General features: G+C 57.3%; 15 protein-coding genes. 7 read left to right on the top strand and 8 right to left on the bottom strand.

Annotation, left to right across the window (positions count from 1 at the left end; genetic code table 11):
- Positions 1-498 precede the first annotated feature (498 nt).
- The 4 genes from GSH16_RS00005 to GSH16_RS00020 all read left to right on the top strand — a co-directional run bounded on the left by GSH16_RS00005 (position 499) and on the right by GSH16_RS00020 (position 3,391).
- Positions 499-843, top strand: a complete 345-nt coding sequence (locus tag GSH16_RS00005; protein ID WP_160850812.1) for a DUF6626 family protein — start codon at positions 499-501, stop codon at positions 841-843.
- Positions 844-976: 133 nt separating this feature from the next.
- A complete protein-coding gene (locus GSH16_RS00010) occupies positions 977-1,555 on the top strand; it encodes a tyrosine-type recombinase/integrase (protein WP_160850813.1) in 579 nt (192 codons plus the stop codon).
- A 116-nt stretch (positions 1,556-1,671) separates the two neighbouring features.
- Positions 1,672-2,217, top strand: a complete 546-nt coding sequence (locus tag GSH16_RS00015; protein WP_160850814.1) for a hypothetical protein — start codon at positions 1,672-1,674, stop codon at positions 2,215-2,217.
- Positions 2,210-3,391 (top strand): DGQHR domain-containing protein, encoded by a 1,182-nt coding sequence (locus tag GSH16_RS00020; protein WP_160850815.1) that lies wholly within the window; start codon positions 2,210-2,212, stop codon positions 3,389-3,391. The genes GSH16_RS00015 and GSH16_RS00020 overlap by 8 nt, the downstream gene beginning before the upstream one ends.
- A gap of 106 nt (positions 3,392-3,497) precedes the next feature.
- Here GSH16_RS00020 and GSH16_RS00025 read toward each other — a convergent pair whose 3' ends face one another.
- A complete protein-coding gene (locus GSH16_RS00025; RefSeq protein ID WP_160850816.1) occupies positions 3,498-4,814 on the bottom strand; it encodes a site-specific DNA-methyltransferase in 1,317 nt (438 codons plus the stop codon).
- 88 nt (positions 4,815-4,902) lie between these two features.
- Between GSH16_RS00025 and GSH16_RS00030 the strand changes: the two genes are divergently transcribed.
- Positions 4,903-5,811, top strand: coding sequence for a DNA adenine methylase (locus GSH16_RS00030; protein WP_160850817.1), 909 nt, complete (start codon positions 4,903-4,905; stop codon positions 5,809-5,811).
- On the top strand, positions 5,808-7,019 hold the full coding sequence (locus tag GSH16_RS00035; RefSeq protein WP_160850818.1) for an HNH endonuclease: 1,212 nt from the start codon (positions 5,808-5,810) through the stop codon (positions 7,017-7,019). The genes GSH16_RS00030 and GSH16_RS00035 overlap by 4 nt, the downstream gene beginning before the upstream one ends.
- Before the next feature lie 376 nt (positions 7,020-7,395).
- Here GSH16_RS00035 and GSH16_RS00040 read toward each other — a convergent pair whose 3' ends face one another.
- The 4 genes from GSH16_RS00040 to cobT form a co-directional block, all read right to left on the bottom strand.
- On the bottom strand, positions 7,396-8,157 hold the full coding sequence (locus GSH16_RS00040; protein ID WP_160850819.1) for a class I SAM-dependent methyltransferase: 762 nt from the start codon (positions 8,155-8,157) through the stop codon (positions 7,396-7,398).
- A 169-nt stretch (positions 8,158-8,326) separates the two neighbouring features.
- Positions 8,327-10,189: a glycosyltransferase family 39 protein gene (locus GSH16_RS00045; RefSeq protein WP_160850820.1), complete on the bottom strand. Its 1,863-nt coding sequence runs from the start codon at positions 10,187-10,189 to the stop codon at positions 8,327-8,329.
- Positions 10,190-11,137 (bottom strand): glycosyltransferase family 2 protein, encoded by a 948-nt coding sequence (locus tag GSH16_RS00050; RefSeq protein ID WP_160850821.1) that lies wholly within the window; start codon positions 11,135-11,137, stop codon positions 10,190-10,192.
- Between the two features lie 254 nt (positions 11,138-11,391).
- Positions 11,392-12,417 carry a nicotinate-nucleotide--dimethylbenzimidazole phosphoribosyltransferase gene (gene cobT, locus GSH16_RS00055; protein ID WP_160850822.1) on the bottom strand — a complete coding sequence of 342 codons (1,026 nt, stop codon included), beginning with the start codon at positions 12,415-12,417 and terminating at the stop codon, positions 11,392-11,394.
- Positions 12,418-12,481: 64 nt separating this feature from the next.
- Between cobT and GSH16_RS00060 the strand changes: the two genes are divergently transcribed.
- Positions 12,482-13,264 carry an adenosylcobinamide-GDP ribazoletransferase gene (locus tag GSH16_RS00060; protein ID WP_235912894.1) on the top strand — a complete coding sequence of 261 codons (783 nt, stop codon included), beginning with the start codon at positions 12,482-12,484 and terminating at the stop codon, positions 13,262-13,264.
- Positions 13,265-13,324: 60 nt separating this feature from the next.
- On the opposite strand, the gene GSH16_RS00065 is transcribed toward GSH16_RS00060, so the two are convergent.
- The 3 genes from GSH16_RS00065 to GSH16_RS00075 all read right to left on the bottom strand — a co-directional run bounded on the left by GSH16_RS00065 (position 13,325) and on the right by GSH16_RS00075 (position 14,930).
- Positions 13,325-13,837, bottom strand: a complete 513-nt coding sequence (locus tag GSH16_RS00065) for a CarD family transcriptional regulator (RefSeq protein ID WP_160850823.1) — start codon at positions 13,835-13,837, stop codon at positions 13,325-13,327.
- Positions 13,838-14,128: 291 nt separating this feature from the next.
- Positions 14,129-14,467, bottom strand: coding sequence for a ferredoxin FdxA (fdxA, locus tag GSH16_RS00070; protein ID WP_160850824.1), 339 nt, complete (start codon positions 14,465-14,467; stop codon positions 14,129-14,131).
- Positions 14,468-14,555: 88 nt separating this feature from the next.
- Positions 14,556-14,930, bottom strand: coding sequence for an RNA-binding S4 domain-containing protein (locus GSH16_RS00075; protein WP_160850825.1), 375 nt, complete (start codon positions 14,928-14,930; stop codon positions 14,556-14,558).
- Between the last annotated feature and the right edge of the window lie 6 nt (positions 14,931-14,936).

Genomic DNA, 14,936 nt, shown 5'->3' on the forward strand with positions numbered 1-14,936 from the left:
GCACTCAGCTTCAACTCGATCTCACGCAGCAGCTTCAAGACGTCTTCGTCTGAATGTCGCTTCCTCGCCATGCCCAATCCCCCTTTCGCAGCCAGTGTAGTGGCCCAGTTTTACGGGGGAAGGACACGACGGTAAGCAAACGCATTGTCAGTTATGCGCTTCAACAGTCTACCCTGCCATCGTGCGCAGGATGCCCCTGTAATAGAGATGATCGCAAAACCTGCTCTTCCCATGTGGTTTGGTGAGTGTAGCCTATGATGCGACGAGTAAAGACGCGCCAGTAGATCATGCCAACGCAGGCGTGATCTATTGGCTCTGAGTAAAGACCCCGAAGATAACAAACACGGTTTTGGATCAGGAATCTGATCGAAGAAGAGATCGCTGCGCGGCGTATGCGGAGCGAGAGCGTAGCAATTAGCTGCGCCAGCGGCTGATGCGTAGCAGCAGCCAAGCAAGTATCCCAAACGATTGGGGGAAGAATTAAGAAGGAGAAAAAACATGACTTTGATGGAGGAGGTCTATGACCAACTAGCCAAGAACGCATTCGTGGAAACGGCAGAAGAGTTCAGCACAGATTGGTGCTGGCGGAGCCGAAGCTGGTTCTCTGTTCAGAAGAACAAGAAAAGCGACTTTTCAATTCCTGTTGCCATCAACTGCCTTAACAAGGTGAAGGTCCAAATCGCCATGATGCATATTCGAAAACAGAAGCTGGGCGGGATAGCAGAGAGCGATCTAGGCGTGCTGCAAGACGTGAGAGCCAAACTTGAGCGACACCTCCTTGAACAGCACAGGGTGGCAGCCGTGGCAGAACCAGACGATGCTCGACCGGAAAATGTTAGCTAATCAATAGACCATAACATCTTGGCTGAACCGCCTTGGATTACAGCAGCATAGCATGCCAAGCCTTTTCGATCGTTTTTCAAAATGTGCGAATTTATAATGACTTATGACGAAACCACACAAATTGGACGAGACGATGAAACAAGCCAAGCTACTGACCCAGGCGGAGCACAAACGAGTGCAGGCGGTGATTGATGCCCACCGCTACAGCCGACGCAACCACGCAATCTTTGCCTTTAGCTACTTCGCAGGTCTGCGCGCGTGCGAGATTGCGGCTTTGAAGGTCGGCGACGTCTTTGATGCGAACGGGCAAGTCAGTGACACCATTTTCCTCGCCGCTGGGCAGACAAAGGGCAACGATGCGAACACAATCCTGGTGAGCAAGAAACTTGCACGCGCGCTGGCGATCTATGCCGCTGCTTACCCCAAGCACGTTGCAAGAGTGGATGCGCCGCTCTTCTTCAGTGCCAAACGAGGAGGTTTCAGCGCACAAACTATCGTCAACCTGTTCGCTCGCTTTTACGCGCTCGCCGGCATCAAAGGTGCGAGTTCACACACCGGTCGCCGTCAGTTCCTTACTGAGTTGGCTGACAAGGGAGTAAACGTACGCGTTATCCAAGCGCTGGCGCGCCACAAGAATCTGAACACAACGATGCGCTACATCGACTTGAACGAGAACAAGCTTCGCAACGCAATCGAGTTGGTGTCAGGCTGAGGACCAACAAATCGAGCTCACGTGCTGGGCGGAAGTAATCGCAGGCTTGCATTGATCAGACGGTTGGTTGACGCTGTCGACAAAAGCATTGGTCATTCAACAGGTTACTTTGAGATATGTTCGGGGACTTTTCGATCAAGCATGCCGACACACGCACGAAGAGCGACACCAGGCGCAATCTCACCATAACTCTGGTAATCAGCTTCTTGCCTCTCATCGCGGGCTTCGTTCTCTTCTTGATCGGAGCCACCAGCAGTCCCGATGGTGAAGATGAAACTGGCGCACTAGGCATCCTAGGTTCGGCGATCAAGACCGTATTTCTATCCGGCGAGCTCTACTTCTACGCAATCTCCCTTTGTGCATCGATCTACATAGTCTCACAAAGCGCCACACAGGCTAGCAATCATGGGATGCGGCTGTGGAGCGGGCTATTTGTTGTGGTGTGCGCGGTGTTCATGGCGCTCTTTGTTGGCGCCGGAGAAGTCGATGCATCGCCTGGGGTTTCGATGCACGGCATCCTTTCGGTGCTATTCCTGCTATCGGCGGTGCTCCTGAATTACCGCGTCCAAGTGCTCGCGGATCAGCCTCCGCCAATGCCAGAGGACGTAAATCGAGAAGAAGCACAATCGGTAACGAACAACGCGGATCCCAATTATGATTGAGGAAGCAAAACGCACCGCTACCTTTCCTGTGCTCCGCACCAGGCAGCCAATTGGCGATTTCTACATCGGCAAGATGGCTGCGAAGGACCTAATTAACATTTCTTGGTTTGATGTCCGCCGACGAGCTGGCGATGGGGAGCTAGATGAGTATATGGGTATTCAGCGGCGGGTGAGTGAAGATCGTGTAAAGGAAATCGCCCAATACGTCACGCTTTCCGATGCCACATTTCCAACGGCAGTTATTCTCGCAGTAGAAGCCAAGTGCACAACGCTTGAGGCGGTTTGTGACCAAGACGCTGCTAGCGACTTCTTCTTGATGACGTTGCAGAATAACCCAGGTGACCTCGACAATCCCGAAACCGTTTTGTTCAGAGGGATTGCCCGAGTTCTAGATGGACAACATCGAATTCGTGGTCTGATGGATGCCAAGCAAGATTTCGAGGACTTCGAGGTCAATGTGTGTGTATTTGTCGACGCAGACATAGCCGATCAAGCAAGCATATTTGCAACCGTAAATTTGGCACAAACGAAAGTGAACCGAAGTCTAGTATACGACCTCCTTTCTTATAGTAAGTCTCGCAGCCCAGAACGAACTGCACATACCGTCACTGTCGCTCTGGACTCCAACGAGAACAGCCCGCTTTACAGAAGAATCAAACGGCTGGGCGTCTCTACAGAGGGGAGATTCGGCGAAGTACTGACCCAAGCTACAGTAGTGCGGTCAATTCTCCCTTATATCTCTAACGACGTTCTCAGGGACCGCGATATCGGAAAAAAGAAGAGCGGTTGGAGACACGATGCAAGCTTTGATCGTAAAAAACTCATATTCAGACAGTACTTCATCGAAGAACGAGATGAAGAAATCGCACGACAGATCATGCACTATTTTGAGGCGGTGAAGCGAAGGTGGGAAGACGCTTGGAATAGCACCGACAAAGGAAACATGCTTCCGAGAACAAATGGCTTCAGAGCATTTGCTCGCTTTTTGAGACCGGCAATATTGAATTTGGGGGAGGGAGATTTTGTTAAAATGTCCATTTTTAAAGAACTCTTCGAATCTATGTCGCTTGAAGATAGGGACTTTAACACTGACAACTTCCCGCCGGGAGGCACAGGAGAGCGCAAGCTATTTGATCGCTTGATGGAGGAGGCTAATTTCGGCGAATACAGTTAGCGAGGTTCTTGGGACACGCTGCGCGGCAATTCATAGTAAATGAAAACTGGCGCGGTAAGACGAATGCTGAGCATATGCATCCCCACTACCTAAACACTGCCCCCGACTAGCTTGCCCTCGCTTGGCTCATCCTTGCCTGGACTCGGGCATATGCTTCACCCAATCGGGAAAGTTTGGGCTTTGTGACAGCTTTTCCAAGACGAGGCGGTACAAATGCCAATGCAAAATCACCCCCTCCCTTCCAACTTGCAGCCTCCGAAATTCCATCGGGATCACTACCTTCAACCACCGCCAACATTCTTGGCAAAGTATACTCAAGGACAGTATCGACGTTTCGCTCCGCCAGTATCCAACGGCGTCTCATTTTGTGAGCTACGGCAGCGGTGGTGCCACTTCCGCCAAATAGATCGACAACCAGTTCTCCCGGACGTGTGGCAATATGAATTATTCGCTCCAAGAGTTGCTCAGGTTTTGGAGTATCAAATACCGGCTTATCGGGAAACATCGACATAAGATGACGTTTGGCGTCATCATTGGTGCCGGTCTCGGACGTGCCCCAGATAGTGAAAGGCACAAGTCCTCTAATTTGGTGGCTGAAGAGTTTCAGTCTTGGAGAGCCACTTCCATTCTTCGGAAACCAAATTCTGTCTTCTCCCAGGAGATTTAAGTAGGTCTCTTCAGTAGCGTACCAAGATCTTCCACGCGGAGGTCTCAAAACCCGACCAGAAGGCGTAGTAATCGGATACTGTTGTGCAGACCGATAGCCTGGTGCCGTAAACGGAGCGTCCGCCCAAGGACCTCGTGGGTCATTATCTCTGTTCTCTAAGACTGCCGTATCCTTGACGAGTAGATTACGCGAGGTTTTCCACTTTCTTGGACCACTGGGCGCGTAAACCAAAATTGTATCATGGTTATTAGAGAATGCAGATCGAGATTCTCGTGTAGTTCGCTTTTGCCATATCACGGATGCAACAAAAGCCTTTTCACCAAACACTTCATCCATCACCACTCGAGCGCGATGAACTTCAGCGTCGTCAAGGTGAACCCACACGCTTGCTTCCTCGGATAGGTATGGCTTCAGCGCTACTAAACGATCCCGTAGCATGCTTAGCCACATCGTCCGGTCCATGGCATCGTCGTAGCATCTTACGTCCGCGCTCGTATTGAATGGTGGGTCAATGTAGACCAGTCTAATCTTATCGACGAGCGTGTCGCTCTTGAACCCTAGGGATTCCAGAACATCTAAGCCGTCGCCAACAGCCAGAACACTGGAAGCGCGAGAAAGCGCATCTGCGCCCAGCAGTTGCAGACCGACGGGCTTCCGAAGTTTGCTGCCCTCGTCGCCAACCCAAGCATACCCGTCGCTGCCCGATGCCCGCAGCTGAAGGTGCTTGTTTTTCCAGGTAAGCGTTACTTCTGACATCTAGCCTCTCTTAGCGCGGAAACCTTGACAAGAGGTGCCGTCAGCAGGTTGTGTGTCGGAGACCCCCGTACACTAAGTTTAGAGTCGCATGAACCAAAAAGCGAGTGCCTTTGTAGCCCCTGAACTCCCGCTCAAGGAACCTGACGCCGCGCCACGCAAGCCGTTTATCCGGTGGGTAGGCGGCAAGACACGCTTGCTGCCTCGCATCCTTCCGCATGTGCCGGAGCACATACAAGACTACTTCGAGCCTTTCCTAGGTGGAGGCGCGGTGTTCATTGCATGCAAAAACCGTGTGAGCGGGATCTCACATCTGGCGGATCTCAACGAACACCTAGTTTCAGCCTGGACAGCCCTGCGCGACAGACCCGATGAGTTGAGCCCGCTTTTGGAGTGGTACCTAGAGAACGACAGCAAAGAGTTCTACTACGAGGTAAGAGCCACAACGCCAGACGACGAACTGAGCAAGGCAGCTCGATTCCTGTACCTCAATGGTGTCTCTTGGAACCATCTTTGGCGAGAGAACTCGAGAACGGGCGCCATGAATGTTCCATGGGGAGATAGGAAGTTCAAAGGCTTCAGCAACACCGATCTGAGAAGCATTTCTCAGCTATTAAATGGGGTCGTCATTCAGAAAGGAGATTTTCGCGAAACACTTCGAGGGGCAACTAAGGGAGACTTTGTGTATCTGGACCCACCGTACCTCCCTGTATTTTCCCGACCAGATATCGAGAAAGAACCAACCGCTAAATTCAACAAGTACACGGCAAAGACCTTTGAAGTTCCTGACTTGATCGAATTAGCAGAGACCTGCCATTCGTTAAGTGAGCGAGGCGTTTCCTGGATCATGTCTAATCGCGACACGGAAATCGTCCGCGAGCTTTTTTCTGATCACGAGATAATAAGTTTCACTGCTCACCGAGCGTTAGCAGCGCAAAGTCGCAGAGAGGTAGAGGCGCACAAATCACCAGAAGCAATTGTTATTGGTAGGACTACATGACCTTGCCGCGAGTAGAATGGATTCTTGTAATCTACTATGGAATAACGGCTCATAGAGCGATCTATGGTCGCTTGAGCGGCGAAGCAAAGTATTCAAAGGACTATATTCAGCTATCAAAAAAGACAGATTTCCTTTCTTCGTTGGAGTCTGCTTTTCCAGCTCTTGCCAAAGGTGCCCCCTCCGTTCCTGTAACATATCAGTGGTCTGGCGGCAGTGCCGCAGGAACAATTTTCCGGGAATCCGCTGATAGACCGCATCTGGCATGGGAGACGAACAGCGCCCCGGCAGCATGGAGGATGCATCCTAAGGCAAGTGCTTCGCGAGCCGAAACCATCTTGGGCGACCCAACTCACAAGGATGCAGTATCTGCAGACGCAGAGTTCCAAACGCTTGTCGCGTCAAGTTTCGGGCAGCCATATTTGATTGCGACAAAACTCTACGGTGAAGCCGACATCGTGCACCTTAGGGTTCAAATCGATAATGCTGCAGCTGGTTTTGAGTGGGCTGACTTAGGCAAGGCTCCCGCGATCGTAAGAGACTTGGCTGCATCAACAAAATCAACGTCCGCTCTTGCATGGCGATACCTTTCGGCGACGGAACCGTCTGACGCACTGTACTTCGACCCCACTGAAAAAGGTCAGCCGTGGACTGATATCGCCAAAGCGAAGAGTCCTGGCGCAGGTGCGATGCCTCCGGGGAAGAAACCTCACGCACCTGACCAGGGTCTTGATAGCGATCTTCTTGCCGAAAGAAGTGAGAGTTCCGAAGCTGAGGTCGCTGAATTTGAGAAACAAGTTAGTGAAGGCAATTTTGCCGTTGCAGACAGCAGGACCACCGCAAAAACGCGGGGCAGTGCCCAACGAGTTTTCTCTAATGCCGTTAAGAAAAACTACGGCGCTCGCTGCGCAATCACTGGAATTCAGACCCGAGATTTCTTGATTGCATCCCACATCGTGCCTTGGAGTGCCGATGAAAGCATTCGGCTCGATCCATCGAATGGAATCTGTTTGTCTGTCCTTGTGGATCGCGCTTTTGAGAATGGTTACCTAATCATAGAAGACGACCTGACAGTAAGGATCGATTGGGACAAGGTTGGGGGCGACGCAAGTCTCCGCGAACAACTCCAACCATTTGACGGGCGCAAGTTGCATGTGCCAAAAGCTCATCCACCGAACAAAGACTACCTGCGACGTCGACGCGCAATGTAGCTGTAAATAACCGGCGCAAGACGTACGCAAATTTGTACACACACAAAGGAATTTCCCATAAAATATTGATATTATTAAATGTTCCTTAATGTACTACTCTTGCAAATCCGTGTACACCGGTTCGATTCCGGTACTCGCCTCCAATCTCCCTCACTGCAGATTTTCGCATCAGCTCAACACAAGTGGCTGAAATGAAAACGTAATATCTATTGGTTTGGCGACGCCCGGACGTGCCGCTTGCGCTTGCAGGTGCGATGGAACTTCCGACATCAGGACCTTCTGTATCGGCCCGCGTGGCTCCTTTTCCAGAAGCTTGCCATCCTGCCGCAGCCGGATTTCAGCCGAGACGTCGGAACCGCACTGTCGAATGGCCTGCTCAGGACTTCGCGAAAACAAAGACCTTCTCGCCCCGGATCAGACCATGGTCGGCGCATTCCTGACCGGTGGCAGTGATTTCCTTGACGAGGCGCAGCCCGCTTCGCTCTATCCGGCTGCTGAAATCGGCCCCGTAGTAGCGGACGTGATCTGATTGTCCGAAGTGCATCTCTCGCGCCTGCGCGCCATCGATTGCGGGGTTCTCGTAGGTGTTGCTCCACCCCTCGGCGATCGGAACCATCGCCAGGAACAGCCCTCCATCGACCAGAATGCGCCGGATCTCCGCGGACGCCTTGAAGTCGTCGACATGCTCAAGAACGTGGGACGCGAGCACGACGTCATAGGAACAATCGGGCGCGTCGATATTCTCGATATCGAACGCGTGATCCACGCCTTCCATGAAAAGGTCAGCCGTGACGTGGCGCCCGAACCGTGTATCGAAATAGTCGGCCATCACCGCATCCGGCGCAAAATGGAGCATCGACAGATCGCTGACGTTTCCAAAGAACGGGATCAGGCCCTGCTCAACGGCCAGCGCCAGAAGCCTGTGGCGTTCCAGCGACTGGCACCCGGGGCAGCGGGAATCGTAGCGGGGCGGATGGCCGAATTCCTTGAAGCCGCCCACAAACCCGCAGATGGGGCACTGGCGCTCACCGATCGACGCCGTCCGCTTCCACACTCTCAATGGCGCCAGGCAATGTTTTAGCGGTTCCTCAATCAACACGGGAAGGCGGGAGCGATGTTGCGACTTTTGTTCAACCATCTACGCGAGTCCCTACTCTCAAACCCAGAACCAATTATCTGCTCGCGAGCAAAAATTGCTCCGCGCAACTCATACAGAAAACTGGTTGGACAATAATAACTCCAAATCAATCCACTAGAGAAAAAATTCAGCTATAGCGGGACTTTCTGGAGGAGTATTGCTCCGCGCCTCACGCCTCACAATCGACCGCCTTAAAATTCACGCCCTGATGATGGTTGTTGCCAACAATGTCGCGCAGCGCAAATCCCTGCTCCACGAAAAGCGGTTGGAACGCCCGCGAAACCAGCACTTCGAAATCGGACGCGCACACACGGGCGATGAGCGTCGCGTCGATCTCTCCGGTCTGGGCATCCGGCATGGCCACAAAGCGCTCATCCTCGCTGAAGGCGAAGGGCACTTCCTCCGGTATTGCATAGATGACGGAAGGGCCGGGCAGGTTTCGGAAATCCTCCGATGCATGCTCGAAAATCACCCGCCGCTCTTGGGAGGCCATCAGGTCGCCCAGACCCGCATAGGCCGAGAACCCGAAGGACACGCCAAGCGCGACCGCGGCGACACCGGCCGACCATGCGCGGCGCCCGATTACCGCAACGGCACAAGCCAACACTGTCGCGCCCAGACACAGGAGCGAGACAACCTGATGGACATAGGCGCCGCTCAGGGATGTTGACCGGTCGATGTACAGGAATGCCCCCGCAGACAAAGCCATGACCCCAGCCAAATGAGCGGCTGTCACGGATCGGGTCTTCCTGAGCAGATCACCAGCAAGCCAGCACGCCAGTATGACCAGAAGCGGCACCACCGGCAGAAAGTAGCGCATGTTCGAGCCCAGTCCGCCGTGCCAGCTCCCCATGACGAAGGGCAGGGTCCAGGCGGCAGATACCGTCAGGATATAGATTGCATATCTCCGCTCGGGACCGGGACGGACCCCGGCCAGGAGCACGAGGCACCCCAGCCAGGGCAGGCTTTGCGCCAAAGCCTTTTTCGGCAGCCCCCAGAACAGCAATGTGCCATCATCCTGCAGCCGGACACCGGCCCGTCCGTCCTCGATCCCGCGCGTGTCGATCAGGATATCGTAAAGACCGGAGGCGGCCCGCAGGAAAAGGGCATGCTGCATGACAGCCAGCAGAGCCACCGCGACCACGGCCAGTCCAAACAGCAATTTGATGGGATCGATCCCTTTCGCCTTCAGCACGCGGCACAAAAGGATCAGAACAAGCGCGCCGCCGATACCGGCCAGCATGCCCACATACCTCGAAAACCGCGTCAGCCCGCCGGACGTGCCATAGGACAAGGGGTTGAGGTCATCGAACCTGATCCAGTTCGCAAAACTCATGGCAAGGACGAACGGCAGAAGTCCGACAGCGCCCCCGACAAGCAGGCGCCACGGTTTGCGGGCGTCGAGCAGAAGGATGGCCCCGAAGGGAAAGAGCAGGATCACGGCTTCCAGCCGGAAGAATATGCCGCAGCCGATCATGGCGCCGGAAGCGAGTGCCGGGACCAATCCGTCCTCGCTGTCCATTGCCCGCAGGAAAAGGGAGAAGGCGCAGAGCAGGAAGAACATGCTGATGGAGTGGGGCCAGTGCCCGACGACATATTCCAGCCAGAATGTGCCCAGCGCGAGGAGAAGCGCCGCGGCAAGCGCCACCCCCCTGTCCCTGAACATGTAGAACGACAGGCGGAAGGTCATGTAGGACGTCAGCAGGCCGAACAGGATATTGGCGAAGATCAGGCTCTTGGCCCCCAAAAGCCACATGACCGGCCAGACAAGAAGGGATGTCCCAATGGGGTATTGCGGTGTCAGCCCGAGCGGTCCCTCCACCAGCAACCACGCGTGCATATCCTCCGACGGGAAGGTCTCTATCCCGTTCTGGATGGAAAACGTGCCGTCCCGCGCGAGGGCGTCGGCACCGATGAAGTAGATCACTTCGTCGATGATGAAAAAGCCCGGCGACGCAAGCACGTATGCAGCTACGGCAAGACTCAGGGCGGTTGCCGCAAGGACCGCCGTTCGGATGGGTGCGAGGTTCATCTATTTCTCGATGTCGATGTTCGCACGAAGCATCCGTGCGCGGATGTCGGCCAGAAGGACGCGGTTCGCGGCGATTAGGTCCGCAAGGATTCCCGCCAGAAACGCGAAGACGCCCGACCCGACCAAAGCCGTGCCGATCACGAGCGACTGGACATGCCCGTCCCCCTGCCCTTGCAGGAAGAGGTAGAGGAACCTGACAATCGCCAGCATTCCCGGCAGGGCCAGCAGGACGGCAATGCCGGCAAAGAAGCGCAGGGGCTTATAGATGATCGCGATCCGCGTGATGACGATGGCGGACTTGAAGATATACTGGGCCGTCGATTTCATCAGACGCGACTCGCGCGTCGGATCATTGACCTCCACCGGCACCGATGCGACCGGTATGCCCAGCCGGCTGGCCTGAATGATCGTCTCCAAAGTGTATGTGTATCTGTTGAACACATAGAGCCGTGCAGCGGCGTCCTTGTGGATCGCGCGAAAGCCGCTGGGCGCGTCCTTGATCGACGCGCCGCTGACGGCCCGCACAACCCAGCTGCCCAGCGATTGCAACTTGCGCTTGGCAGGCGAGAAATGCGCGATCGACGCGACCGGTCGCTCGCCCACGACGATTTGCGCGCGCTTCTCCAGGATCGGCTGCACCAGACGCGGAATGCAGGAGGCCGCATATTGATTGTCGCCGTCCGTATTCACGATGACATCGGCACCGGCCCGCAAACAGGCTTCGATCCCGGTCATGAAGGCGATGGCGAGCCCCTGATTGTGCGACAGCCGGACAATATGATCGACGCCCATCCGCTCGGCGACGGCAACGGTGCCGTCCGTGGACCCGTCGTCGACGATCAGCCATTCAACGCTGTCGAAACCTTCGACCTGTCTGGGGAGATCCTGCAATGTTTCGGGAAGCGTATGTTCCTCGTTGAAGCAGGGGACTTGGATTACAAGTTTCATGTCGTCTCTACATCCGGAACGCCGGCCGCATTCTGACGTCAATGCGCCCGGCATTTCTACCGGGCGAAATCATAAATCCGACATGGAGCATTTGCGACACAGTCGGGCATGCCGGCGGCAGTCGGCCCGCCATCTATCTGAACATCAAGCAAAACGTGCCGCACTCAAAGCTTCACGCCAGTTGCGACCAGATGCCGATCGCGGGCATGCGCGCGAAGGTGTGCACAGAAACCGGACCCGGACCTGGGCCGATATCATGCACCATCCGACACGCCCGCTTCCGCGAAGGTTGCCATGCCGGAGTGGCAGGCGACGGCCCCTTGCAGCACAGCCAGCGCGAGCGCCGCGCCCGACCCTTCGCCGAGGCGCAGGCCGAGGTCGAGGATCGGGTCCAGCCCCAGTTTTTCCAGAAGCCGCCTGTGGGCCTGTTCGGCGGAGGCGTGGCCAGCGCGGCAATGGTCAAGCGCGTCTTGATGCTCAGCGGCAAGACAGGCCGCCGCCGCACAGCAGATGAACCCGTCGAGCAGAACCGGAATGCGATGGTGGCGCGCAGCGGCGATCGCGCCCGCCATGGCGGCGATCTCTCGTCCGCCGAGGCGGCGCAGGACCTCCAGCCCGTCACGGCCCGCATCCGCATGCCGCGCCAGACCGGCATCGACCACCGTCGCCTTGCGTCCCAGTCCGGCATCGTCGAGCCCTGTGCCGCGACCGGCCCAGTCCGCGCCGGTCCCGCCGAACAGGGCCGCCGCGATGGCCGCGGCGGGCGTGCTGTTGCCGATCCCCATTTCGCCGGCGATGAACAGATCAGACGCCGGATCGACCGACATCCAGCCGGCCTGCAGGGCCGCGACCAGATCCGCTTCGGTGAGCGCGGCCTCTTGCGTGAAATCAGCGGTCGGGCGGTCGAGATCGAGCGCGACCACTGTCATTGCAGCACCGGTGACGCGACAAAGCTGGTTGATCGCGGCCCCGCCCGCTTCGAAATTGGCCACCATCTGCACGGTCACGTCCGCCGGAAAGGCCGACACGCCCTGCGCCGCGACCCCGTGATTTCCCGCAAAAACAACAACCTGTGGCGCGTTTATCTCCGGAGCGGCGCGGCCCTGCCAGCCGGCCATCCAGACGGCCAGATCTTCCAGCCGGCCCAGCGCACCGGGCGGTTTGGTGAGCACCGCATCGCGGGCCTTCGCCGCAGCAACGGCCGCCCCGTCCGCATCCGGCGCCGCCAGCAACAGGCTCAGAAATCCGGCGCGATCCTCAAAAGGCGGGGTGACGGTCATGGGGCTCTCCTGTCATAGTCCGGTCACGTGATTAGCCGCTTGGCCCGCCCATGTAGAGTCCCAAATGACCCGACCCGACCACTGGCCCGACCTGCCGCCCCTGCGTCACCTGCTGCGCGACCTGCAGGGTGCCGCGATGATGCTGTCGCGCTGGCCCGTCGGACAGGGCGATCCGGACGCGCCACCGGGGCCGGATATGGTCTGGGCCTTTCCGCTGATCGGCGCGGGCCACGGGTTGATTGCTGGCGCAACCGGTGCGGTCGCGCTCTGGCTGGGGCTGACACCTTTTGCGGCGGCGGTGTTGGCACTGGCGGCGCTGGCGGCTTCGACCGGCATGCTGCATGAGGACGGGCTGGCCGACTGCGCCGACGGGTTTCATGGCGGGCACACGCCGGAACGACGGCTCGCGATCATGAAGGACAGCCGGCTCGGCACCTATGGTGCGCTCACGCTCATGCTGGCGACGCTCCTGAAACTGGCGGCACTCGCCGCCCTGCCCCTTCAGGCCTGGATCCCCGCTCTCATGCTCGCGGGCGCCGGGTCCCGCGCGGCGATCCTCTGGCCGATGGCGCGGATGGATCAGGCGCGGCCGGGCGGCCTGTCGGCGGGCTTCGGCCTGCCTTCGGGACGGTCCATCGCGGTGGCGTTCGCGCTGGCGGGCGCAGTGGCGATCCTGATGGGCGGGCGAGCCGGTCTGCCGATGCTGGCCATCGGCTGCCTCGCTACCCTGCCGGTGCAGATCCGTGCGCGGCGGCTGATCGGCGGCCAGACGGGCGATGTGCTCGGCGCGGCGCAGCAATGGGCGGAAATCGCGATTCTGCTGACGGCAGCCCTGCTCTGGGGGTAACTCGCCAAAAAAAGGGCCGCATCTTGCGATGCGGCCCCGGTCTTTCAGATATCGCGCCCGTCAGGCAGCGCGGCTTTCCAGCACGGCGTCCACCTTCTTCTGGGCCTGATCCTCGCCGCCGCCGTCAACAGCAGCAACCTCGCGGGTCAGACGCTCCAGCGCAGCTTCGTAGAGCTGGCGCTCGGAATAGGACTGTTCGCGCTGGTCATCGTTGCGGTGCAGGTCGCGCACGACCTCCGCGATCATGATCAGGTCGCCGGAATTGATCTTCTGCTCATATTCCTGCGCCCGGCGCGACCACATGGCGCGCTTCACGCGGGCGCGACCCTTGAGCGTAGACATGGCCTTGTCGACAATATCGGGGCTCGACAGCGCGCGCATCCCGACCGAGCTCGCCTTGGCCGTGGGCACCCGCAAAGTCATCTTGTCCTTCTCGAAAGAGATCACGAACATCTCCAGCTCCATGCCGGCGACTTCCTGCTTTTCGATCGACACGATCTGCCCGACCCCGTGGGACGGGTAGACGACATATTCGTTGGCGCGAAATTCCGAGTTGTTCTTGCTTTTGGTCATCGAGATCCAGTTTCCTTTCGCCCCCGGGGCGTTGGTCCGGAGACAGACCGACCGGTGCCGAAATTCATCGGCATCGAGACGGAGTGTTGAGCGGACAATATTAAAGCGGCGTTCCTTAGGGAACGTCCCCGAGCATCCTGTGTGTGTGACCAATATATAACAGAAAACGGGGCCTGTTTAAAGTCGGCCGCCGCTGTCCTGCTGTTATTCCACGCGAATTTCCCGAATCCATCGGGATTCATGGCGGGAATCAGCCGACGCAGACCCGCGCAGGCTCCACCTTACGTAAGGTCAACCACCCTCACCCGGCGCTTCGGAGAAGTATTTCTCCAACTTGCCCGATTCGCCGTCTTTTGCCTCGGCATCGGGCAGCGGATCCTTCTTGGTGATGATGACCGGCCATTTCTCGGAATAGTCGCGGTTGAACTCGACCCATTTCTCCATGTCCGGCTCGGTATCGGGGCGGATCGCGTCGGCCGGGCATTCCGGCTCGCAGACGCCACAGTCGATACATTCATCGGGATGGATGACGAGCATGTTCTCGCCTTCGTAGAAACAGTCCACGGGACAGACTTCGACGCAGTCGGTGTATTTGCAGGCGATGCAATTGTCGGTCACGACATAGGTCACGGGCGGTTCCTCGTCACAGCTCCATTAAACGTGGCAAAGCCTGTCACACCTTGCGTCCCCGCTCTTTAGATCAGGCCGCTCGCGCGGTTCAAGACCCGAATTTGTCGAGTGCGCGCCGATCCTTCTTGGTGGGACGTGCTTTTCCCTCGAAACGCGGATTCTGCGGAATATCGTTCTTCACGGGCGCTTCGGGCGGCGAAATGTCACGATAAAGTTCCTGCGCCTCGCTGGCCGGCCCGCGCCGGCTGCCGGGCAGGAGGACCTCGATCACCCGTACCTGACGGCCCTGCGCAAAGGTCAGGACGTCGCCGGACTTCACCTGTGTGGCGGCTTTGGTCTGGCGCGTGGAATTGACCCGGACATGGCCGGATGTGACCTGCTTTGCCGCCAACGAGCGGGTCTTGAAGAACCGGGCATACCAGAGCCACTTGTCGAGACGCTGGCTGCCCGTGTCTTCCACCAAGGGCGG

This window comes from Oceanomicrobium pacificus (assembly GCF_009833495.1).
Lineage (GTDB): Bacteria > Pseudomonadota > Alphaproteobacteria > Rhodobacterales > Rhodobacteraceae > Oceanomicrobium > Oceanomicrobium pacificus.